Source organism: Streptomyces sp. NPDC041796, assembly GCF_055590785.1.
The window spans coordinates 411,834-434,400 of the sequence record NZ_JBVJAH010000004.1 but is presented as its reverse complement, the minus strand read 5'-3'; the positions used below and the strand labels follow the sequence as shown (position 1 = coordinate 434,400).

Sequence of the window (22,567 nt, the reverse complement as noted above, 5' to 3'; positions counted from 1 at the left end):
GGGTTGGTGTCGCTCAGTTTTGTATAGCAGGGGGGCTGTTGCTGCGCTTTTCCCACCCGACAACAAAAACGGGGGGAAACCCACTAAGAGGCACGAGGGTGCGCTCCGCGGCCGTCCGCCGTGCCGTGGCCGGTTGAACGAGGTCAGGAGGCCGGTGGGGCCGGCGGCGTCGGCGACGTGCCGCCTTCGTCCTTGTGGGCGACCCGCCCCACGGCGTTCTTGGCCTTGCCCGTACCTGAGTGGATCTTGTCGCTGTACTTGCCCTTGGTCTTCTGGTCGACCATCCGGGCGGCCTTGTCCAGCCCCCGGTCGATCTTGTCCTCGTGCTGCTGCGCGAGGCCGGAAACCTTCTCCTTGGCGGGACCGAGCTTGGCTTTCAACGACTGCATGAACCCCATGGGGCACCTTCCCTCGGAAGAACCGTCGTAAGGATCCTACTTGCGGGCGCTCTCACCGGCCTCGTTGTCCGCCGCCTCCTCGGCCGACTGCTGCTTGGGAATCTCCACACCCTCGGCGGCGGCCTCCGGCTCGGTGTCCGCGGTGTCCGACGCCTCGGCGGCCTTCTCGTCGCCCTCCGCCGACTCGTCGGCCGACGTCAGCGCCGCCTCCTCGTGGGGCGGCGCCTCGGCGGTCTCCTTACGCCGACGAAACCGTGCAAAAACGCCCATATCTACTCCATAGCGTACTCGTGTGGGCGAAATTCCTCGCCGTCCGGAGCGTCCCTTTGCGTCGCCCGGGGGAGCCGGTCCGTAAACCGGCGATCGGAACCTCGCAACAGGCAACGACCCCGATGTCGTGCCGTCACGTAACTCGTTCGGGGACCGGCCTGGAGGTTTGCGAGACTGGGGCAGTGAGAAGTACAGCTCCCGCCCCGCGGGTCATCGCCGTCGTCGGCCCCACGGCGGCCGGAAAGTCCGATCTGGGCGTCCACCTCGCCCAGCAGTTGGGCGGCGAAGTCGTCAACGCCGACTCCATGCAGCTCTACCGTGGGATGGACATCGGCACCGCCAAGCTGACGCCCGAGGAGCGCGGAGGCATCACCCACCACCTCCTCGACATCTGGGACGTCACCGAGGCGGCCAGCGTGGCCGAGTACCAGAGGCTGGCCCGCGCGGAGATCGACCGGCTGCTCGCCGCCGGCCGCACCCCCGTCCTCGTCGGCGGCTCCGGGCTGTACGTACGCGGCGCCATCGACGCCCTGGAGTTCCCCGGCACCGACCCCGCCGTCCGCGCCCGCCTCGAAGCCGAACTCGAAGAGCGCGGCCCCGGCGTCCTGCACGCCCGGCTCGCCGCCGCCGACCCCGAGGCCGCGCGCGCCATCCTGCCCGGCAACGGCCGCCGGATCGTACGGGCGCTGGAGGTGATCGAGATCACCGGCAAGCCCTTCACCGCGAACCTCCCCGGTCACGACTCGGTGTACGACACCGTCCAGATCGGCGTCGACGTCGAACGCCCCGAACTCGACGAGCGCATCACCACGCGCGTGGACCGGATGTGGGAAGCGGGGCTCGTCGACGAGGTCCGCGCCCTGGAGGCGCGCGGGCTGCGCGAGGGCCGCACCGCCTCGCGCGCACTGGGCTACCAGCAGGTCCTTACCGCGCTGGCGGGCGAGTGCACCGAGGAGGAGGCGCGCGCCGAGACCGTCCGCGCCACCAAGCGCTTCGCGCGCCGTCAGGACTCCTGGTTCCGGCGCGACCCGCGCGTCCACTGGCTGAGCGGCGCCGCCGCCGACCGCGCGGAACTTCCGCATAAGGCCATGGCGTTGGTCGAACGAGCGGTTACAGCCTGATCACGTGATGGCATCGGGACGCCCTGCCCGTCATTCCGGCGGTCGGGGGCGTGCCATCATCGAGCATCGATCGACCAGTGGAATCCGAGTGGGGAGGGCGCGTGGCGATGGAGGCCGGCCCTCGCGACAGAGAACACCAGGAAGCACCGGGCGAACCCCAGGTGGCCAGTGACGCACCGGGCCTGAGCCCGGACGGTCCCGACCTCAACGAGGACGGGACCCCCGAGATCGTCCCGGACGAGGTCGAGGTCGAACTGCGCCCGCAGCGCAAGCTGCGCATCTGGCAGCTCGCCCCCATCGTCGGCCTCGCCGTGATCGGCTCGCTGATGTTCGGCTTCCCCCTCGCCTTCGGCTCCGGCGACGGTGGCGCGGTCCTCGCCATGCTGGGCCTGCTGCTGTGCGGCTGCGCCGCCGGCTGGGGCATGATGGCAGCCCGCCGCGTCGGCTACACCTGGCCCGGCCTCCCCGCCCGGGGCTCCGGCGAGCGCCCCGACTGGCGCGTGATCGCCCTGTACGCCGTGGGCGTCGCGGTCCCGGTCGTGCTGGCCGTCTGGCGCGTGGCCCGCCTGCGCTGACGGCGCGGCGGCCGACGGGCCGACCGGCCGGTTGTCCGAGCCCACCCGTACGATTGATCCCGTGACCAACGATCCCGTGGCCAGCGCGCCCATCGCCTTCCTCAAGGGGCACGGCACCGAGAACGACTTCGTGATCGTGCCCGACCCGGACAACGCCATCGACCTGCCCGCCTCCGTCGTGGCCCGGGTCTGCGACCGCCGCGCCGGGATCGGTGGCGACGGGATCCTGCACGTCGTCCGGTCCGCCGCGCACCCCGAGGCGCGCGACATGGCCGACGAGGCCGAATGGTTCATGGACTACCGCAACGCCGACGGCTCGGTCGCCGAGATGTGCGGCAACGGCGTCCGGGTCTTCGCCCGCTACCTCCAGCACGCCGGACACGTCACCGCCGGTGACCTCGCGGTCGCCACCCGCGGCGGCGTCAAGCGCGTCCACCTCGCCAAGAACGGAGACGTCACCGTCTCCATGGGCCGCGCCCGGCTCCCCGAGGAAGGAGTCACCGTCACCGTCGGCGGCCGCAGCTGGCCCGCGCGGAACGTGAACATGGGCAACCCCCACGCGGTCGCCTTCGTCGAGGACCTCGACCACGCCGGTGACCTGTTCACCGAGCCGCCGTACACGCCGGCCGCGGTCTACCCGGACGGCGTCAACATCGAGTTCGTCGTCGACCGGGGCCCCCGCCACGTGGCCATGCGCGTCCACGAGCGCGGCGCCGCCGAGACCCGCTCGTGCGGCACCGGCGCGTGCGCGGTCGCCGTCGCCGCCGCCCGGCGGGACGGCGCCGACCCGGCCGGGACGGGAGCCCCGGTCACGTACACCGTGGACGTCCTCGGCGGCACCCTCGTGATCACCGAGCACCCCGACGGCGGGATCGAGATGACCGGCCCCGCGGTCATCGTCGCCGAGGGCCACATCGACCCGGAGTGGTTCGCCTCCGCGCTCGTTTGAGAACCCGCCCGAACCTCTGCGCAACCTTCCCCCGGTCGTCGCTCGAATGGGTGATCCGCTTCACGCTGAGCGAGAGCGGGTCAGCGCTACGTGGTGGGCTCGGTAGCATCAAGCACCGGCCCGGCGGGCACGCCTTGCCCGCCCCACCGCCGGTCGACGCCGTCGGAGGTGCCCATGAGCGCAGAGGCCACCAACCTGAGTGCAGAGGCCACGAACCCCGCGCCCAGCCGTCGGCGCGGCCGCCCGAGGATCGACCTCCGGAGGCTCGGCCGCGCCGCACTGCTCGGTCCCGGCGCCCGGGACCGGCTGCCCGACGCCATCAGCCACGTCGCCGAGGCCCACCGCGCCCACCACCCGGACGCCGACCTGGCCGTCCTGCACCGGGCGTACGTACTCGCCGAGTCCTCCCACCGGGGCCAGTTCCGCAAGAGCGGCGAGCCGTACATCACCCACCCCCTCGCCGTCACCCTGATCCTCGCCGAACTGGGCGCGGAGACCACCACCTTGACCGCCTCCCTCCTCCACGACACCGTCGAGGACACGGACGTGACCCTCGATCAGGTGCGGGAGGAATTCGGCGAGGAGGTCTGCTACCTCGTCGACGGCGTCACCAAACTGGAGAAGGTCGACTACGGGGCCGCGGCCGAGCCGGAGACCTTCCGCAAGATGCTCGTCGCCACCGGCAACGACGTACGCGTGATGTCGATCAAGCTCGCCGACCGGCTGCACAACATGCGCACCCTCGGCGTGATGCGCCCCGAGAAACAGGTCCGCATCGCCAAGGTGACGCGCGACGTCCTCATCCCGCTCGCCGAACGGCTCGGCGTTCAGGCCCTGAAGACCGAACTGGAGGACCTGGTCTTCGCCATCCTCCACCCCGCCGAGTACGAGAACACCCGCGCCCTCATCGCCGACAACGCCACCGCCGGGGACGCGCTGGCCGCCATCGCCGACGACGTCAGGACCGTGCTGAGGGAGGCCCGCATCCCGGCCGAAGTGCTGGTGCGGCCACGCCACTTCGTCTCCGTGCACCGCGTCCGGCTCAAGCGCGGCGAACTGCGCGGCACCGACTTCGGGCGGCTGCTCGTCCTGGTCGGGGACGACGCCGACTGCTACGGGGTGCTCGGCGAGCTGCACACCTGCTTCACCCCGGTCATCTCCGAGTTCAAGGACTTCATCGCCGCGCCCAAGTTCAACCTCTACCAGTCGCTCCACACCGCCGTCGCCGCGCCCGACGGCGCCGTCGCCGAAGTCCTCATCCGTACGCACCAGATGCACAAGGTCGCCGAAGCCGGAGTCGTCGCCCTCGGCAACCCCTACGCGGCGCCCGGCGAAGGCGCCGACCCGGCGGCGGAGGACGGCGAGCGCGCCGACCCCACCCGGCCCGGCTGGCTCTCCCGGCTGCTCGCCTGGCAGCAGTCCACCCCCGACCCCGACACCTTCTGGACCTCCCTCCGCGCCGACCTGGCCCAGGACGGAGAGATCACCGTCTTCCGCCCCGACGGCGGCACGCTCGCGCTGCCGGCCGGCGCGACGTGCGTGGACGCCGCGTACGCCCAGTACGGCGAGGCGGCCCACACCTGCGTCGGGGCCCGTGTCAACGGCCGCCTGGCGGCGCTCGGCACGGTCCTGAACGACGGCGACACCGTGCAACTCCTGCTCGCCCGGGGCGACGCTAACGCCGGAGGGCACCGCACGGCAGCCGGGACGGAGACCCCGGCCGGCGACGTCGCCCCGCCCGACCCCGCCTCCGGGCCCTCGCCCGACTGGCTGAGGCACGCCCGCACCCCGGCCGCCCGGATCGCCATCACCGGCTGGCTCGCCGCCCATCCCGAGGGCGTCAAGGTCCCCGCGGCCACTCCCCGCCAGCCGGCCGCCGCCGCGAGCGCCGACCCCCCGGCAGCCCGGGACGCCGCCGCGAACGCCGTCGTGGCCGACCTGCCGGACGCCTCCGTGCGGCTGGCCCGCTGCTGCACCCCCGTGCCCCCCGACGCGGTCACCGGCTTCCCGGTACGCGGCGGAAACGTCACCGTCCACCGCGTCGGCTGCCCCGCCGTGCGGAGCATGGAGGCGGCCGGACGGGTGCCGGTCGACGTGCGGTGGGGGGAGGCGGCCGGGTGCCGGGTCACCCTGGTCGCCGAATCGTTCGGGCGGCCCAGGCTGCTCGCCGACCTCACGGAAGCCATCGCCACGGCGGGCGCCGCGATCATCTCGGCCACCGTCGAACCGCCCAGCGAGCAGCGTGTCCGGCACACCTACACGCTCCAGCTCGCCGACGCCGCCGAGCTGCCCGCCCTGATGCGCGCCATGCGCGACGTGCCCGGCGTCTACGACGTCAGCCGCGCCCAGCAACCGGCGGCCACCACGGGCTGAGCCCCGGCACGGCCGCCCGTCCGAGTACGTTCGGGTGCGCCGGGCGCGCGCCGTCGCGGCCGGGGAGCGGAGCGCTGGTAGCGGTTGCTCCATGTCCCTCACATCGCGTGCACCTCGCACAGCCCGCACCTCGCGGCGCCTCCGGGTGGCCCTGGTGGCGGCGGCCTCGGCCGGCCTCATCGGCGCGGCGCTGCCCTCGCCCGAGCCGCTCGGCATCGGCGACCCGCTCTTCCCGCAGCTCGGCAACCCCGGGTACGACGTTCTCGCGTACGACATCGCCTTCACCTACCGGGGCGACAACAGCAAACCCCTGGACGCCGTCACCAAGATCGACGCACGGGCCACCGACCGGCTCGGCCGCGTCAACCTGGACTTCACCCACGGCACGGTCCGCTCGGTCGAGGTCGACGGCCGGCCCGCCGAGTTCGCGTCCAGCGGCGAGGACCTGGTCATCGAGCCGTCCCGGGCGGTCGGGCCCGGCGAGCGCTTCCACATCGCCGTCACCCACACCAGCGACCCGGCCGGCCCCAGGAACACGGGCGGCTGGGTCCGTACCGCCGACGGCCTGGCGATGGCCAACCAGGCCGACGCCGCCCACCGCGTCTTCCCCGGCAACGACCACCCCGCCGACAAGGCGTACTTCACCTTCCACGTCACCGCGCCCAAGGACCTCACCGTGGTCGCCAACGGGCAGAACGTGGCCCGGTCGCTCAGCGGAGACATCCGTACCTGGACCTACCGCGGCACCCGCCCCATGGCCACCGAGCTCGCCCAGGTGTCCATCGGCCGCTCCACCGTCGTCCGCCGCACCGGCCCGCACGGCCTGCCCCTGCGTGACGTCGTGCCGTCCGCCGACGTGGACCGGATGGAGCCCTGGCTGAAGCGGACCCCCGCCCACCTGGAGTGGATGGAGCGCAAGGTCGGCACCTACCCCTTCGAGACGTACGGCGTGCTCGTCGCCGACGCCGACACCGGCTTCGAGCTGGAGACCCAGACGCTCTCCCTCTTCGAGCGCTCCCTGTTCACCCGGAACACCCTCCCCGAGTGGTTCGTCGAGTCGATCATGGTGCACGAACTGGCCCACCACTGGTTCGGCAACAGCGTCTCGCCGCGCCGGTGGGCCGACCTCTGGCTCAACGAAGGACACGCCACCTGGTACGAGGCGCTGTACGCGGAGGAAACGGCGAAGCAGCCCCTGGAGCGCCGCATGCGCCAGGCGTACATCGACTCCGACCGGTGGCGCGCCGCGGGCGGCCCGCCGGCCGCGCCCAGGTCGCCCTCCGCGGGCCAGAAGATCAGCCTGTTCCGCCCGGTCGTCTACGACGGCAGCGCCCTGGTCCTGTACGCGCTGCGGCAGGAGATCGGCAAGGCCGCCTTCGAACGGCTGGAGCGGCGCTGGGTGACGCGGTTCGCGCACGGCACGGCGAGCACCGCCGACTTCGTTCGGCTCGCCTCCGAGGAGGCGGGGCGGGACCTGACCGCGTTCCTGGAGGGCTGGCTGTACGGCGAGCGCACCCCGAAGATGCCGGGCCACCCCGACTGGCGCAGCAAGGCGCCGGCCAAGGGCGCCACGAAGGCCCCGGCCCCCGCCGCCAAGCGCTGACCAGGGCTTCCACGCCCCGAAAAACCGGGGTGACGGGCCCGGCCGCGCCGTGCGACCATCAACGGGTCGGCGGCGCTGCCGGGCCCCTGGAATGCCGAGGGCCCGCCCCGGGAATCAATCGGGGGAGTCACGCGTTGTGACTGACGAGCCGCTCGGACCGGCGGCGAGCCGTCCGAGTCATCCCACGACGTAAGGATCCAATGACCTCCTCTTCATCCCCTTCCCAGGACGCGCAGAGCTTCGCGGACAAGACCCGCACAGAGAGCCTTCGGGCCGATGCCCTGATGGAAGAGGACGTCGCCTGGAGCCTCGAGATCGACGGAGACCGGGACGGCGACCAGTTCGACCGCTCCGAGCGTGCGGCGCTGCGCCGTGTGGCCGGCCTCTCCACCGAGCTCGAGGACGTCACCGAGGTCGAGTACCGGCAGCTGCGCCTGGAGCGCGTCGTGCTGGTCGGCGTCTGGACCTCGGGGACCGTGCAGGACGCGGAGAACTCCCTCGCGGAGCTGGCGGCGCTCGCCGAGACGGCGGGAGCGCTGGTGCTCGACGGAGTGATCCAGCGCCGCGACAAGCCGGACCCGGCCACGTACATCGGCTCGGGCAAGGCGAACGAGCTGCGTGACATCGTGCTCGAGACCGGGGCCGACACCGTCGTCTGCGACGGTGAGCTCAGCCCGGGTCAGCTGATCCACCTCGAGGACGTCGTCAAGGTCAAGGTGGTCGACCGGACCGCCCTGATCCTCGACATCTTCGCTCAGCACGCCAAGTCCCGTGAGGGCAAGGCGCAGGTCGCGCTCGCGCAGATGCAGTACATGCTGCCGCGGCTGCGAGGCTGGGGTCAGTCGCTGTCCCGGCAGATGGGTGGCGGCGGCGGTGGCGGCATGGCCACCCGTGGTCCCGGTGAGACCAAGATCGAGACGGACCGGCGACGGATCCGCGAGAAGATGGCGAAGATGCGCCGTGAGATCGCGGAGATGAAGACGGGCCGTGACATCAAGCGGCAGGAGCGGCGGCGCAACAAGGTGCCGTCGGTCGCGATCGCCGGGTACACCAACGCCGGTAAGTCGTCCCTGCTGAACCGCCTGACGGGCGCGGGCGTCCTCGTGGAGAACGCGCTGTTCGCGACCCTCGACCCGACCGTGCGCCGGGCCGAGACGCCGAGCGGCCGCCTCTACACGCTCGCCGACACCGTCGGGTTCGTCCGGCACCTGCCGCACCACCTGGTCGAGGCGTTCCGCTCCACCATGGAGGAGGTCGGTGACTCCGACCTGATCCTGCACGTGGTGGACGGCTCGCACCCCGCGCCGGAGGAGCAGCTGGCCGCCGTGCGCGAGGTGATCCGCGACGTGGGCGCGCTGGACGTGCCCGAGATCGTGGTGATCAACAAGGCGGACGCCGCCGACCCGCTCGTACTGCAGCGGCTGCTGCGCATCGAGCGGCACTCGATCGCGGTGTCGGCACGGACCGGCGAGGGCATCGACGAGCTGCTCGCGCTGATCGACGCCGAGCTGCCGCGGCCACAGGTCGAGATCGAGGCGCTCCTGCCGTACACGCAGGGCGCGCTGGTCTCGCGTGCGCACGCCGAGGGCGAGGTCCTCTCCGAGGAGCACACCCCGGAGGGCACGCTGCTCAAGGCGCGGGTGCACGAAGAACTGGCCGCGTTCCTGGCGCCGTACATCCCCGCGGCCCACTGAGGGCCGTGTGAGACGACCGGAGGCCCGCCCCCTCGCGCGAGGGGGCGGGCCTCCGGTCTCTCCGGGTACGCGGGCCGCCTACCGGCCGGCGAACTTCTCGCTCATCATCGAGTAGATCTGCTCGGCGCCCCGGTCGAGGCGCGGGCCGGCCAGCCAGCCCGCGGTGACCGGGCCGATGGAGGTGTTGGACACCAGCGCCAGCTTCCCGCCCGGCTTCTCGATGAACCAGCCGCCGCCGGAGGAACCGCCGGTCATGGTGCAGCCGATCCGCCACATCGTCGGCGTACCGGGCGTCAGCGTGAGGCGGCCGGGGCGGTCGACGCACTTGTGCATCAGCGCGCCGTCGAACGGCGGGGCCGCCGGGTAGCCCCAGGCGCCCATCGCGGGGATGCTCGCCGCCTCGGGGGCGTTGAAGTCGACGTCCAGCGCGACGCCGACCGTCTCCTCGAGGGACTTGGTGCCGTTCTCCGGCTTCACGTGCATCACGGCGTAGTCGTACGGGGCACCCTCGCCGCCGGTCGGGCCGCCCTGCGAGATCCACTCGCCGGAGGTCGAGACCCAGTCCGCCCAGTAGACGCCGTAGGGGGCGACCTCCTGCGCCGGGGCCTTCTCCAACGCGGCCGGGGACTTGCCCAGGTCGTTGTACGCGGGGACGAAGGCGATGTTGCGGAACCAGCCGCCCTCCTTGCCGGCGTGCACACAGTGGCCCGCGGTCCAGACGAGGTTGGACTTCCCCGGGTTCTCGGGGTCCTTGATGACGGTCGCCGAGCAGACCATCGAGCCCTCGGGGGCGTCGAAGAAGACCTTGCCGACCGGCGCGGCGTTCCGGTGGTAGGGCTTCTCCTCCGCCACGGCCTCCACCGGCCGCGGCTCGGGGTCGGTGGCGCCCTGGTCGCCCGTGGCGGCGCCGGCGGCCATCGTCTTCTGCGGGGACTTGGCGGACTGCATCCGATCGGGCTTCCACAGCCCTTCGATCACCGGGTTGACGAAGTCCTTGGCCTCACGCAGCCAGGTGTCCTTGTCCCAGTTCTTCCACTCGCCGTTCTTCCACTTCTCCGGGTCGACGCCGTGCTCCTTGAGCTTGTCGGCGAGGTCCGCGGGGAGTTCGGCGCCGCCGCCCGACCCGCTGCCCTGTCCGTCGGTGGGGCTCGCCGTGGCCGGCGCGTCGGCGGCCTTGTCCTCGGTGGGGCCACAGGCGGTGGCCGTCAGCGTGAGAGCCGCGGCCAGGCCGGTGACGGCCAGGAGCGGACGTATGGATCGCATGAGAACGATTCCCCCTGATAACGCATGCGCATTACGAAATGCCATGAACCTGTCACGCGAAGGGGCGGTCTTCCGGGACCGCCCGCGTGAGAATGCGCCCCTACTCTAAGCCGGTTCGGCCAGGGACCGGCGCCACCCACGCTGACCTGCACGGAGTCTCCACCGGCCGGTGAGCCGGCCTGAACCGGGAGGCGCGACCCGGAGGCCCGAACCGCGAGGCCGGACCGGGAGGCGCGACCCGTCCGGAAGTTCGAGCCCGGAAGGGCGGGGCTTCCGGTACACCACCGAAGGCCCCGCGACCGGCCCGCCCCGTGCCAACCGGCCTACCGGCCCGCGAACTTCTTGCTGACCGCCTCGTAGATGCCCTTGGCCCCGTCGCCCAGACGCGGACCGGCCAGCCACCCCGCCGTCACCGGGCCGATGGAGGTGTTGGACACCAGCGCGGGCTTGCCGTCCTTGCCCTGCGCCACCCAGCCGCCGCCGGAGGAACCGCCCGTCATGGTGCAGCCGATGCGGTACATCGTCGGCTGGGCGGCGTCGAGGGAGAACCGGCCCGGCTTGTCCGCGCACTGGAACATCTGCTGGCCGTCGAACGGCGGCGCCGCCGGGTAACCGGTCGCCTCCATCTTCGCGATCGCCGGCGCGGCCGGGGCGTCGAACTCGACCGGAAGCGCCGAACCGACCGTCTCCTCCAGCGACTTACCGTTGCCGCCCTTCTCCGGGGTCACGTGGATGACCGCGTAGTCGTACGGAGCACCCTGACCGCCGGTCGCGGCACCCTGGGAGATCCACTGCTCGGAGGTCTGCGCCCAGTCGCCCCACCACACGCCGTACGGCGCCATGTCCTCGCGGGTCGCCTTCTCCAGCGCCGCGCCGGTCTTGCCGCTGTCGTTGTACGAGGGGACGAACGCGATGTTCCGGTACCAGCCGCCCTCCTTGCCGGCGTGCACGCAGTGCCCCGCGGTCCACACGAGGTTGGACTTGCCCGGGTTCGCGGGGTCCTTCACCACGGTCGCGGAACAGACCATCGAGCCCTGGGGCCCGTCGAAGAGGACCTTGCCGGCCTCGGGGGCGTTGTCGTGGAACGGCGCCTTCACGGCCTGGGCCTCGACCGGCTCGGGGGTCGGGTCCGTCACGCCCTCGTCGCCGTCGACGTCCCCGTCCTCGACCGGCCGTTCGGGCTGCTCCGCGTCCCGCATCCGGTCCGGGTCCCACAGGTCCTCGATGATCGGGTTGACGTAGTCCTTGGCCTCACGCAGCCACTTGTCCTTGTCCCAGTTCTTCCACTCGCCGTTCCTCCACTTGTCCAGGTCGATCCCGTGCTCCTTGAGCCGGTCCTTGAGATCGTCCGGGATCGTGATCTTGCCGTCGGACGCCTGGCCCGTGGCGGAAGCGGTCGGCTCACCGCCCGCGTTGTCCTCGCTCGGGCCACAGGCAGTGGCCGTCAGCGCCAGCGCCGCGGCGACGGAGGCTGCGGCGAGCAGCGGACGAATGGGTCGCATGTCGTAATTCCCCCTGGGACTTCGTGACAGAGCACTTCTGAGCACGTCTGGACTCGGCTGGACTTCGGCACCGGAGTGCGGCCCCCACTATGCCGGTGCCGATGGGGACGGCGTACGGCAGGGCGGCGGTTCCCCGGCCGAAAGGATCTTCGCCGTGCCCGTGATCGGAAAGGCGTGGCGTCGTTGGTACGTACGGGGGACACAAAGTCGTGCCCACCAACCGCCGTACGGCGGACGAGCCGTGACGGACGAGCGACGCAACCGCAACCGGGAGGACCCGAAGCCGTGGCCGTGACCGAATCAGCCCCGGTGGCACCGACGTCCGCGCAGGAAGGCATCCTGCGCCGCCAGTCGCTGCGCGAATCGGCCGCCCGCACCTATGCGCGCGCCCTGCCCATCGTCCCGGTGCGCGCACGTGGCCTGACCATCGAAGGAGCCGACGGGCGCCGCTACCTCGACTGCCTCTCCGGCGCCGGGACACTGGCCCTCGGACACAACCACCCCGTGGTCCTGGAGGCCATCAAGAAGGTCCTCGACTCGGGCGCCCCCCTGCACGTCCTCGACCTGGCCACCCCCGTCAAGGACGCCTTCACCACCGAGCTGTTCGCCACGCTGCCCCGCCGGCTCGCGGACGACGCCCGGATCCAGTTCTGCGGACCGGCCGGCACGGACGCGGTCGAGGCGGCGCTCAAACTGGTGGGCAACGCGACCGGCCGCCGCGGACTGCTCGCCTTCACCGGCGCCTACCACGGCATGACGGCCGGCGCCCTGGCCGCCTCGGGCGGCGCCACCGACGTAAGCGTCACGCGCCTTCCCTACCCGCACGACTACCGCTGCCCGTTCGGCGTCGGCGGCGAACGGGGCGCCGAGATCGCCGCCCGCTGGACCGAGAGCCTCCTCGACGACCCCAAGTCCGGCGTCCCCGACCCCGCCGGGATGATCCTCGAACCCGTCCAGGGCGAGGGCGGCGTGATCCCCGCGCCCGACACCTGGCTGCGCCGGATGCGCAGGATCACCGCCGACCGCTCCATCCCGCTCATCGCCGACGAGGTCCAGACCGGCGTCGGCCGTACCGGCGCCTTCTGGGCCGTCGAGCACAGCGGGGTCGTCCCCGACGTGATGGTCATGTCCAAGGCCATCGGCGGTTCCCTCCCGCTCGCCGTCATCGTCTACCGGTCGGGGCTGGACGTCTGGCAGCCCGGCGCCCACGCCGGCACCTTCCGGGGCAACCAGCTCGCCATGGCGGCCGGCGCGGCCACCCTCGCCTTCGTCCGGGAGAACCGCCTCGCCGAGCGCGCGGCGACTCTCGGCGCCCGCATGCTCGGGCAGCTCCAGGGCCTGGCCGCCGCCCACCCCTGCATCGGGGACGTGCGGGGCCGGGGACTCATGATCGGCATCGAGCTCGTCACCCCCGACACCGCCGCCGACGTCCCGCCGCCCGCCCCCGCCCTCGCCGCGGCCGTCCAGCGCGAATGCCTCCGGCGCGGCCTCATCGTCGAACTCGGCGGCCGCCACAACGCCGTCGTACGCCTCCTCCCTCCCCTGACGCTCTCCGACGAACAGGCGGTGGCCGTCCTCGACCGCTTCGCCGACGCCCTGGCCGCCGCCGAGCGCACCCCTCCCTGCCCGAGCGACCCGGGTCCGTCCCGCTGAACCCGAACCTCCTCACCAGAAAGACCCCTCCGTGAACCCCACTCCCGTACCCGAAGCACCCGGCGCCGACGGCCCTCCCACCGCCCCCGGAGGTCCTCGTCCGGGCGAGTCGACGACAGTGCCGCGCCAGCATTCGGGAGGGTACGAAGACCTGCCCGGCCCCACACCTTCCGGCACCCGGGAACACCTCGGCCAGGCCGACCCCCTCGACGACCCCGACGCGCACCGCGCCGCCGACGCGGCGACCGTCGAGAACCTCCTGCGCTGCTGGGTACGCGAGAAGAACCTCGCCCAACCGGCGGGAAAGACCCTGCGCATCCCCCTCGACGCCAGCGGGACCGCCCTCCTCGTCCCCGTCCACTACTGGTCACCCACCGGCTGGCACCGCTTCGGCCCGCCCACCCTCGAAGGCGCCCCGCACACCGCCCCGCCCGCCGACGCGGCGACCGTCGCCGCCCTCATCGGCCGTGAATCCGGCACCGGCGCCGACCACCGGGAGAGCGCCGACCTGGTCGGCCGCGTCGCCGACTCCGCCCGCCGCACCGCCGGCTTCATCACCCACCGGCGCGAGCACCCCGGCCCCGCCCCCGACGCCGACCTCTTCCTCACCGCCGAACAGTCCCTGCTGCTCGGCCACCCCCTCCACCCCACCCCCAAGAGCCGCGAAGGCCTCTCCGACTCCGAAGCCCGGCTCTACTCACCCGAGTTGTCCGGCTCCTTCCCCCTGCACTGGATGGCCGTCGACCGTTCCGTACTCGCCACCGACTCGGCGTGGACCGAACAGGGCCGCCCCCGGACCGCCGACCACCTCACCGCCCGCCTCGCCGGCGACCTGGCCCTCCCCGGTGACACCGCCGCCCTGCCCCTCCACCCCTGGCAGGCCCGCGAGCTGCTCCACCGCCCCGCCGTCGCCGACCTCCTCTCCGCCGGACTGCTCCACGACCTGGGAACCCACGGGGACCCCTGGCACCCCACCTCCTCCGTCCGGACCGTCCACCGGCCCGGCGCCCCGGCCATGCTCAAGCTGTCCCTCGGCGTACGCATCACCAACTCCCGTCGTGAGAACCTCCGCAAGGAACTCCACCGGGGCGTCGAGGTCCACCGGCTGCTGCGCACCGGACTCGCCGAGGAGTGGCAGGCCGCCCACCCGGGCTTCGACATCGTGCGCGACCCCGCGTGGCTCGCCGTCGACACCCCGTCCGGCGAGCCCGTCGCCGGGCTCGACGTGATGATCCGCCACAACCCCTTCGGCCTCGGCGACGACGCCGTCTGCATCGCCGGCCTCACCACCCCCCGCCCCTGGCCCGGCAGCACGCGGATGCGGTCACGCCTCGCCGTCACCGTGTCCCGGCTCGCCGCCCGCACCGGCCGTCCCACCGGAGCGGTCGCCGCCGAGTGGTTCCTGCGCTACCTCGACCAGGTCGTCCGCCCCGTCCTCTGGCTCGACGGCACCGCCGGTGTCGCCCTGGAGGCCCACCAGCAGAACACCCTGGTCATCCTCGACCCCGACGGCTGGCCCCGGGGCGGCCGCTACCGCGACAACCAGGGCTACTACTTCCGCGAGTCCCACCGCGCCGCCCTGGAGCACCGGCTCCCCGGCATCGGCACCCGCAGCGACACCTTCGTCCCCGACGACGTCACCGACGAACGGTTCGCCTACTACCTCGGCATCAACAACGTCCTCGGGCTCATCGGCGCGTTCGGCGCGCAGCGCCTCGCCGACGAACAGCTCCTCCTCGCGGCCTTCCGCCAGTTCCTCACCACGGCGACCGGACTCGGCTCCCCCCTGCCGGCCCGCCTCCTGGACAGCCCGACCCTGCGCTGCAAGGCCAACCTCCTCACCCGGCTGCACGGCCTCGACGAGCTCGTCGGCCCCGTCGACACCCAGTCCGTGTACGTCACCGTCGCCAACCCCCTCCGCCGCTGACACGATCCGCCACCAGAACCGCCGAGAGGACAGCGCCCCGTGCCCCCCACCGATGCGAGCTCCGACACCGGACCCAGCCGCCACGCGCCGGCCGATGTGGGCACGGAGGACACCCTGGATCTCCGGCTGCCCGACGAACTGCTCATGCTGTTCCGCCCGGACGAACCGGCCCCCCGGCATCAGCCCCGGTCCGCCGGAGGCGTCGACGACCTGCTCGACACCGTCGCCGACTGGGGCCCCGCCACCACCCCCCTCGGGCCCTTCCAGCTCGTCCCCGTACGCATCGAGCGCGACCTCAGCCTGATCAGCCGGTGGATGAACGACCCCGCGGTCGCCGCGTTCTGGGAGCTCGCCGGGCCCGCATCGGTCACGGACGCCCACCTGCGCGCCCAACTCGACGGCGACGGGCGCAGCGTCCCGTGCCTGGGCGTACTCGGCGGCACGCCCATGGGGTACTTCGAGATCTACCGAGCCGACCTCGACCCACTGGCCCGCCACTACCCGGCCCGCCCCCACGACACCGGGGTCCACCTCCTCATCGGAGGCATCGCCCACCGGGGCCGGGGCGTCGGCACCACCCTGCTCAGGGCGGTCTCGGACCTGGTCCTGGCCAACCGGCCGCGCTGCGCACGTGTCGTCGCGGAACCGGACATCCGCAACACCCCGTCCGTCTCGGCCTTCTTGAGCGCCGGTTTCCGGTTCTCCGCCGAGCTCGACCTCCCCGACAAGAGAGCCGCTCTGATGATCCGCGACCGCACTCTGCGACACCTGCTGTGAACAGACCGCTGCTCCACACGCACCGCTCGACCCGCATCGGTTCCACCCGGAGGAGTCCCCGTGCCGAAACCCCCTGCCACCTTCGACTCCGCAGAGCCGCCCGCCCCGCCGACAGCCTCCGCCCCGCCCGAGCTGAACCCACAGGACTGGGCGCGGGCCTCCCGCCATCTCCTCGCGAAGATGCTCGGCGAATTCGCCTACGAAGAGATCATCGAGCCGGCCGGACTGCCCACCGTGCCGGACGACGACTCCCGCCCCACCGAGCACGACGGCTCCGCGCACACGCCGGACGACCAGCCCCGGCACTCGCGGCACGACGGCTCCCGGCGTACGCACGACGACGAGTCCCTCCCGGCGCCCACGCCGGACGACGGGCCCCGGCGCACGCCGGAGGGTCACGCCGCCGGGTGCCCGCCGACCGACCCGTACGCGCTGCGACTCGACGACGGTTCGGTGCTCGCCTTCGCTGCGCGCAGGACCGCCTACGGGAGCTGGCGGGTGGACCCCGACTCGATCACCCGTGACGGGCGCCCCTTCACCGACCCGCTGGACTTCCTCGTCCGGGCCCGCCGCACTCTCCACCTGGACGGAGCCACGCTCGGCCACCTGCTCCGCGAGCTGACGATCACGCTCGCCGCCGACACCCGGCTGGAGCACACGGCGCTTCCGGTCGACCGGCTCGCCGACCTCGGCTACGCGGAGCTCGAGGGCCACCAGACCGGCCACCCCTGGATCGTGTTCAACAAGGGCCGCATCGGTTTCTCCGCGGCCGACGCGGAACGGTGGGCGCCCGAAGCCCGCCGAGCCGCACCGCTGCCCTGGATCGCGGTCAGCACCACGCTCGCCGCCTACCGCGGCGTCCCCTCCCTCGACAGCCCGGCGCACCTCTACGACCGGGAACTGGCGCCGGACGTGCGGGACGCCTTCGCCGCCGAGCTCCGCGCACGCGGCCTCGACCCCGCGGCGTACCTCTACCTCCCCGTACACCCCTGGCAGTGGGACGAGGTGCTGCTGCCGCTGTACGCGCCCGCCATCGCCGAGGGCGCGATCGTGCCCCTCCCCTCGGACGGCGACCTGCGGATGCCGCAGCAGTCGATCCGTACGTTCCTCAATGTCACCAGACCCGACCGGCTCAGCGTGAAGCTGCCGCTGTCCGTCCTCAACACCCTGGTCTGGCGCGGGCTGCCCACCGAACGCACCCTGGCCGCCCCCGCCGTCACCTCCTGGGTCCACGCACTGCGCGACGCAGATCCGTTCCTGCACGACGAATGCGGGGTGATCCTCCTCGGCGAGGTCGCCTCCGTCACGGTCGAGCACCCCTTGTACGACCACCTCCCCGAGGCCCCGTACCAGTACAAGGAACTGCTCGGCGCGATCTGGCGCGAACCGCTGCGCCTGCCGCCCGGCGAACGCGCCCGCACCCTCGCGTCCCTCCTCCACACCGACCCCGCGGGCCGTTCCTTCACCGCCGAGCTGGTGGCCCGGTCGGGTCTCGACCCCACCGTCTGGCTCCGGCACCTCTTCGCCGCCCTGCTGCCCCCCTTGCTGCACTTCCTCTACCGGTACGGCACCGTCTTCTCCCCGCACGGCGAGAACGCCATCGTCGTCTTCAACGACCAGGACGTCCCCGTACGCCTGGCGATCAAGGACTTCGTCGACGACATCAACGTCAGCGCCCACCAGGTGCCCGAGCACGACACCATGCCGGACGACGTACGCGCCGTGCTCCTCACCGAGGAGCCCGGCTTCCTGACCCAGTTCATCCACTCCGGGCTCTTCGTGGGCGTCTTCCGCTATCTGGCGCCGCTCTGCGAAGAGCAACTGGGAGTACCGGCGCGGGACTTCTGGTCACTCGTACGGGCTGAAATCCTCCGGCACCAGGCCCGCTTCCCGGACCTCAAGGACCGGTACGAGCTGTTCGACCTGCTCACACCGCGTATCGAGAGGCTGTGCCTCAACCGCAACCGGCTGCACCTGGACGGTTACCGCGACCGGGCCGAGCGGCCGCACGCCGCCGTGCACGGCACCGTCCCCAATCCCCTCGCGTGATCCGATTGTCAGTGGTGCGCCGTAGGGTGGACGGGCTATGACGAAGCCATCCCTCCCCGAGCTCCTCCACGCCGCCGTCACCGCCGTCGGCGGCGTGGAACGGCCAGGCCAGGTCACCATGGCCGAGGCCGTCGCGCAGGCCATCGACGACGGCTCCCACCTCCTGGTCCAGGCCGGCACCGGCACCGGAAAGTCGCTGGGCTACCTGGTGCCCGCGCTGGCGCACGGGGACCGCGTGGTGGTCGCCACCGCGACGCTGGCCCTCCAGCGGCAGCTGGTCGAGCGCGACCTGCCGCGCACGGTGGACGCCCTCCACCCGCAGCTGCGGCGCCGCCCCGAGTTCGCCATGCTCAAGGGCCGGTCGAACTACCTGTGCCTGCACCGCCTCCACGAAGGCGTCCCGCAGGACGAGGAGGAGGGGCTCTTCGACCCCTTCGAGGCGGCCGCACCGACCAGCAAACTCGGCCAGGACCTGCTGCGCCTGCGCGACTGGTCCGACGACACCGAGACCGGGGACCGGGACGACCTGACACCCGGCGTCTCCGACCGGGCGTGGGGCCAGGTCTCCGTCTCGTCCCGCGAATGCCTGGGCGCGTCCAAGTGCGCGTACGGGGCGGAGTGCTTCGCCGAGGCCGCGCGGGAGCGCGCCAAGCTCGCCGACGTGGTCGTCACCAATCACGCACTGCTGGCCATCGACGCGATCGAGGGCGCCCCGGTGCTCCCGCAGCACGAGGTGCTGATCGTCGACGAGGCCCATGAGCTGGTCTCCCGCGTGACCGGCGTCGCCACCGGCGAGCTCACGCCCGGGCAGGTCAACCGTGCGGTGCGCCGGGCGGCCAAGCTGGTGGACGAGAAGGTCGCCGATCAGCTCCAGACGGCCGCCGAGGGCTTCGAGCGGCTCATGGAGCTGGCCCTGCCCGGTCGCCTGGAGGAGATCCCGGAGGACCTGGGATACGCGTTGATGGCGCTGCGGGACGCGGCGCGTGCCGTCATCTCGTCCCTCGGCTCGACGCGTGACAAGTCGGTCCAGGACGAGGACGCGGTCCGCAAGCAGGCCAGGGCCTCCGTGGAGACCGTGCACGACGTCGCCGAGCGCATCACACAGGGCTCCGAGTACGACGTCGTGTGGTACGAGCGCCATGACCGTTTCGGGGCGTCCCTGCGGGTGGCGCCGCTGTCCGTCTCCGGACTGCTGCGCGAGAAGCTCTTCGCGGAGCGGTCGGTCGTGCTGACCTCCGCGACGCTGAAGCTCGGCGGCGACTTCAACGGCGTGGGAGCCTCCCTGGGCCTCCCCCCGGAGGGCACCGTCGGCACCGAGGACGAGGACGTTCCCGTCTGGAAGGGCATCGACGTCGGCTCGCCCTTCGACTACCCCAAGCAGGGAATCCTGTACGTCGCCAGGCACCTGGCCACCCCCGGCAGGGAGGGCAGCCGCGGCGACATGATGGACGAGCTGGCCGAGCTGGTCGAAGCGGCCGGCGGCCGTACGCTCGGCCTCTTCTCGTCCATGCGGGCTGCCCAGGCCGCGGCCGAGGAGCTCCGGGGCCGACTCGACAAGCCGATCCTGCTCCAGGGCGAGGACACCCTGGGCGAACTGATCAAGAACTTCGCGAACGACGCGGAGACCTGCCTCTTCGGCACGCTCTCGCTGTGGCAGGGCGTCGACGTTCCCGGGCCGAACTGCCAGCTCGTGGTGATGGACCGCATCCCGTTCCCCCGGCCCGACGACCCGTTGATGAGCGCCCGGCAGAAGGCGGTGGAAGAAGCGGGCGGGAATGGCTTCATGGCCGTCGCGGCGACGCACGCGGCGCTGCTGATGGCCCAGGGCGCGGGACGGCTGGTCCGCGCGACGGGTGACCGTGGAGTGGTCGCGGTCCTGGACCCCCGCCTGGCCAATGCCCGGTACGGCAGCTATCTGCGTGCCTCGCTGCCCGACTTCTGGTACACCACGGACCGCAACCAGGTGCGCCGCTCACTCGCCGCGATCGACGCTGCCGCGAAGGCCCCCGCGGACTAGCGGTTCGCCCACCCGATGCGCCCGGCCGGTTCGCCCGCCCGCGGAGGTCCTAGCGGGTATCAGGGCCGGGGGGGACGGGCGTGCCACCGGGCCCGGGCCGGAGCGTCGGGCATGCGCCGGACAAGGAGTGCCCGGGCGTGCCGCCGGGCCCTGGCACCGCGGACTGCGGTACGCCCGCCCGGTTCGCCCGCCCTTGAAGGCCCCGGCGGGCGGCAGACCGCTGCTGCGGGTCTGGCCCGCGGCCCCGGGCCGAGCGGCACGACGCCTGGGCCACGCGGCACGGGACCGGCCCGCGGGCGGCGGGCATCAGTGCCGGGGTGACGGGCGGGCCACCTGGCCCCGCGCAGGCCCCGGCAGGAGTGCTTGGCGTGCCACCGGGGGACCCGGGCCGGGCCGGTGCAGGGGGCGCAGGCCCCGTGCCGGAGTGCTGGGCGTGCCACCGCGCCCCGCCCCGGGCCGGTGTCGGGAACGTGCCGAGGCATATGTAGGGCCCCGGGACCGGCGCAGTGGGTCCCGGGGCCCGGTCGGAGCCGGCGCGGTGTGTCAGACGCGCCGAAGTACCGCCACCACCTTGCCGAGGATCGTCGCCTCGTCGCCGGGGATCGGCTGGTACGCCGCATTGTGGGGGAGGAGCCAGACATGGCCGTCTTCGCGCTTGAAGCGCTTGACCGTGGCCTCGCCGTCCAGCATCGCCGCCACGATGTCGCCGTTCTCCGCGACCGGCTGGCGACGCACGGTCACCCAGTCGCCGTCGCAGATGGCGGCCTCGATCATGGAATCGCCGACGACCTTCAGGACGAACAGCTCACCGTCACCGACCAGCTGGCGGGGGAGGGGGAACACGTCCTCCACCGACTCCTCGGCGAGGATCGGCCCACCGGCCGCGATACGGCCGACGAGCGGAACGTACGACGCGGCGGGCTTGCCCGTGGTGTCGGTCGGCTGGGTGCTCGGCTGGTCGGACCCGCGGACCTCATAGGCCCTCGGCCGGTGCGGGTCCCGACGCAGGAAGCCCTTGCGCTCCAGGGCCATGAGCTGGTGGGCGACCGACGAAGTGCTGGACAGCCCCACCGCCTGGCCGATCTCCCGCATCGACGGCGGGTAGCCGCGCCGCTGCACCGAGTCCCGGATGACCTCGATGACCCGCCGCTGCCGGTCCGTGAGCCCGGAGCTGTCCGCCCGGATGCCTGGAGGTCGCCCAGGCAGCGAGCGCGTGGGCTTGGGCCCCTCCGCGTTCGTGGTCACTTCATTCATGGCATGCACCGGCTCGAGTCGGCTCTGGGAACGGTCCTGGGCAGTGATGGCGGCACTGTCTGCGGTGGTGGTCACGTCGGCGGCCCCTCTCGAATGGTCTCCCTAGCTGGACAACGGTAGTTGCTTTCGAAAGGTTGCGCCAAACACACGTTCGAGTGAAAAATCGGAGATTGGCTTACATGTGCGTGTGACTAGGTGTATGTGCGATCGCTCGCCGGATTGTCCGGCTCTCCGGGGTGCGGTTCCCCGCTCTCCGGGGTGCGCCCCCTCACCGTAACGCGCTCCCTGTGGGCGTCCCCGGGTGCCCCGTCCGGCGCTCTTCCTTCGGGGCCGTTGCCGGCGTGTCCAGTCTGGCATCCCCGCCCCCGGAATCCGTGGCGCAGGGCGCCTCCCGTAGGCTCTGGGGCGGCCCCGGACCCCGCGGCGCGCGACACGCGCTGTGCGCCGAATAGACGGCTGGACCCCAGATCTAGTGGTTGTATTGCCCCGGCCACCCACAAGTTGTGGTCCCCCGTCCATCGGGGGCGTGGTCATCGCCTATGCTTGTGGCTGCTTCGAAGGGCTCTGACGGGCCTTGACGAGGCTATTCAGTCGTGCTGTGAAGGAGGGTTGGGAGATGCACTGCCCCTTCTGCAGGCACCCCGACAGCCGTGTCGTCGACAGTCGCACCACCGACGACGGGACGGCCATCCGCCGCCGCCGCCAGTGCCCCGACTGCTCCCGCCGTTTCACCACGGTGGAGACCGCGTCGCTCATGGTGATCAAGCGGAGCGGGGTCACCGAGCCCTTCAGTCGCACCAAGGTCATCTCCGGGGTGCGCAAGGCGTGCCAGGGCCGGCCGGTCACCGAGGACGCCCTGGCCCAGCTCGGCCAGCGGGTCGAGGAGGCGGTGCGGGCCACCGGCAGCGCGGAACTGACCACTCACGACGTCGGACTCGCCATACTCGGCCCGTTGCGGGAACTCGACCTCGTCGCGTATCTGCGCTTCGCGTCCGTGTACCGGGCGTTCGACTCACTCGAAGATTTCGAGGCCGCCATCGCGGAGCTCCGCGAGCGGCGGCCCCCCGCGGAGGAGAGCGGGACCGGTGCGACCCCCGAGGTCCCGGTTCCCGCGGGCGCCGCCGACTGATCGTCGGGTCCGG

The 22,567-nt window shown here is 72.5% G+C and carries 17 protein-coding genes; 12 read left to right on the top strand and 5 right to left on the bottom strand.

Translation table 11 applies throughout. From position 1 onward, the window contains the following. Window positions 1–143: 143 nt before the first annotated feature. Together ACZ6C1_RS10445 and ACZ6C1_RS10440 are read right to left on the bottom strand one after the other, a co-directional pair. On the bottom strand, window positions 144–398 hold the full coding sequence (locus tag ACZ6C1_RS10445; RefSeq protein ID WP_469239742.1) for an antitoxin: 255 nt from the start codon (window positions 396–398) through the stop codon (window positions 144–146). A gap of 36 nt (window positions 399–434) precedes the next feature. After that, window positions 435–668: a gliding motility protein gene (locus tag ACZ6C1_RS10440; protein ID WP_469239740.1), complete on the bottom strand. Its 234-nt coding sequence runs from the start codon at window positions 666–668 to the stop codon at window positions 435–437. Window positions 669–850: 182 nt separating this feature from the next. Between ACZ6C1_RS10440 and miaA the strand changes: the two genes are divergently transcribed. The 6 genes from miaA (at window position 851) to hflX (ending at window position 8,983) form a co-directional block, all read left to right on the top strand. Beyond that, window positions 851–1,789, top strand: coding sequence for a tRNA (adenosine(37)-N6)-dimethylallyltransferase MiaA (gene miaA, locus ACZ6C1_RS10435; protein ID WP_469239738.1), 939 nt, complete (start codon window positions 851–853; stop codon window positions 1,787–1,789). A 107-nt stretch (window positions 1,790–1,896) separates the two neighbouring features. Further along, window positions 1,897–2,364, top strand: coding sequence for a hypothetical protein (locus ACZ6C1_RS10430; protein WP_469239878.1), 468 nt, complete (start codon window positions 1,897–1,899; stop codon window positions 2,362–2,364). Window positions 2,365–2,425: 61 nt separating this feature from the next. After that, window positions 2,426–3,313 (top strand): diaminopimelate epimerase, encoded by an 888-nt coding sequence (gene dapF / locus ACZ6C1_RS10425; protein ID WP_469239736.1) that lies wholly within the window; start codon window positions 2,426–2,428, stop codon window positions 3,311–3,313. A gap of 195 nt (window positions 3,314–3,508) precedes the next feature. After that, window positions 3,509–5,686: a RelA/SpoT family protein gene (locus ACZ6C1_RS10420; protein WP_469239876.1), complete on the top strand. Its 2,178-nt coding sequence runs from the start codon at window positions 3,509–3,511 to the stop codon at window positions 5,684–5,686. 91 nt (window positions 5,687–5,777) lie between these two features. After that, complete coding sequence (locus ACZ6C1_RS10415; protein WP_469239735.1) at window positions 5,778–7,289, top strand: M1 family metallopeptidase; 1,512 nt, start codon at window positions 5,778–5,780, stop codon at window positions 7,287–7,289. A 200-nt stretch (window positions 7,290–7,489) separates the two neighbouring features. Beyond that, entirely contained in the window at window positions 7,490–8,983 is a 1,494-nt protein-coding gene (gene hflX, locus ACZ6C1_RS10410) for a GTPase HflX (protein ID WP_469239733.1), read from the top strand. A gap of 78 nt (window positions 8,984–9,061) precedes the next feature. Here the strand turns inward: hflX and ACZ6C1_RS10405 are convergent, their stop codons facing one another. Both ACZ6C1_RS10405 and ACZ6C1_RS10400 read right to left on the bottom strand, forming a co-directional pair. Continuing rightward, window positions 9,062–10,246 (bottom strand): trypsin-like serine peptidase, encoded by a 1,185-nt coding sequence (locus tag ACZ6C1_RS10405; RefSeq protein WP_469239731.1) that lies wholly within the window; start codon window positions 10,244–10,246, stop codon window positions 9,062–9,064. 323 nt (window positions 10,247–10,569) lie between these two features. Then, window positions 10,570–11,748 (bottom strand): trypsin-like serine peptidase, encoded by a 1,179-nt coding sequence (locus ACZ6C1_RS10400; RefSeq protein WP_469239729.1) that lies wholly within the window; start codon window positions 11,746–11,748, stop codon window positions 10,570–10,572. A gap of 285 nt (window positions 11,749–12,033) precedes the next feature. On the opposite strand from ACZ6C1_RS10400, the gene ACZ6C1_RS10395 reads away from it, so the two are divergent. The 5 genes from ACZ6C1_RS10395 to ACZ6C1_RS10375 are packed head-to-tail and all read left to right on the top strand — an operon-like array spanning window position 12,034 to window position 20,171. Then, a complete protein-coding gene (locus ACZ6C1_RS10395; protein WP_469239727.1) occupies window positions 12,034–13,401 on the top strand; it encodes a diaminobutyrate--2-oxoglutarate transaminase family protein in 1,368 nt (455 codons plus the stop codon). A 31-nt stretch (window positions 13,402–13,432) separates the two neighbouring features. Further along, the gene (locus ACZ6C1_RS10390) at window positions 13,433–15,328 is read left to right on the top strand and encodes an IucA/IucC family protein (RefSeq protein WP_469239725.1); all 1,896 of its coding nucleotides are present in this window, start codon (window positions 13,433–13,435) and stop codon (window positions 15,326–15,328) included. Between the two features lie 39 nt (window positions 15,329–15,367). Further along, on the top strand, window positions 15,368–16,105 hold the full coding sequence (locus tag ACZ6C1_RS10385; protein ID WP_469239723.1) for a GNAT family N-acetyltransferase: 738 nt from the start codon (window positions 15,368–15,370) through the stop codon (window positions 16,103–16,105). Window positions 16,106–16,165: 60 nt separating this feature from the next. Next, entirely contained in the window at window positions 16,166–18,154 is a 1,989-nt protein-coding gene (locus ACZ6C1_RS10380) for an IucA/IucC family protein (protein ID WP_469239721.1), read from the top strand. A gap of 37 nt (window positions 18,155–18,191) precedes the next feature. Further along, window positions 18,192–20,171, top strand: a complete 1,980-nt coding sequence (locus ACZ6C1_RS10375; RefSeq protein WP_469239719.1) for an ATP-dependent DNA helicase — start codon at window positions 18,192–18,194, stop codon at window positions 20,169–20,171. A gap of 543 nt (window positions 20,172–20,714) precedes the next feature. Here the strand turns inward: ACZ6C1_RS10375 and lexA are convergent. After that, entirely contained in the window at window positions 20,715–21,500 is a 786-nt protein-coding gene (gene lexA / locus ACZ6C1_RS10370; RefSeq protein ID WP_469239717.1) for a transcriptional repressor LexA, read from the bottom strand. Between the two features lie 541 nt (window positions 21,501–22,041). On the opposite strand from lexA, the gene nrdR reads away from it, so the two are divergent. Then, entirely contained in the window at window positions 22,042–22,554 is a 513-nt protein-coding gene (nrdR, locus tag ACZ6C1_RS10365) for a transcriptional regulator NrdR (protein WP_351812078.1), read from the top strand. Window positions 22,555–22,567: the final 13 nt, after the last annotated feature.